Annotated in this window: 1 protein-coding gene (only partly in view); it reads right to left on the bottom strand. The window is 39.2% G+C overall.

From position 1 onward, the window contains the following. On the bottom strand, positions 1 to 291 hold part of the coding region annotated (locus AB5935_RS24565; RefSeq protein ID WP_368327708.1) for a GH92 family glycosyl hydrolase (this coding region is incomplete at both ends). 1,615 nt of the annotated region lie beyond the right edge of the window; 291 of 1,906 annotated nt are visible.

Genomic DNA, 291 nt, shown 5'->3' with positions numbered 1-291 from the left:
AAGTCCCCACTCAACATTAGGTTTATCACCCATAAACAGCTCCAATGTACCTCCGGCTGCAATGTCCGCAAAATCAAGATAACATTTATTGTATTCCTGACCGTTCAACAAAGCTTTTTGTATATAGATGTTATTTATGCTGTTATTATGAGCTATCACCGTGAATTTCTTACCAGTATAATAACTGGGATCAAGATTGAACTCTACCTTATCAAAAACCGGACTTGTAATCTCCATACGTGTATTTCCCGGACAGGAAGGATGAATACCGGAAGCAGCCAACACATACCA

Origin of the sequence: Phocaeicola sp. RTP21198st1_B8_RTP21198_201120 (genome assembly GCF_040929485.1) — a bacterium.
GTDB classification, from domain to species: domain Bacteria; phylum Bacteroidota; class Bacteroidia; order Bacteroidales; family Bacteroidaceae; genus Phocaeicola; species Phocaeicola dorei.
This window is presented reverse-complemented; position numbering and strand designations above follow the sequence as displayed.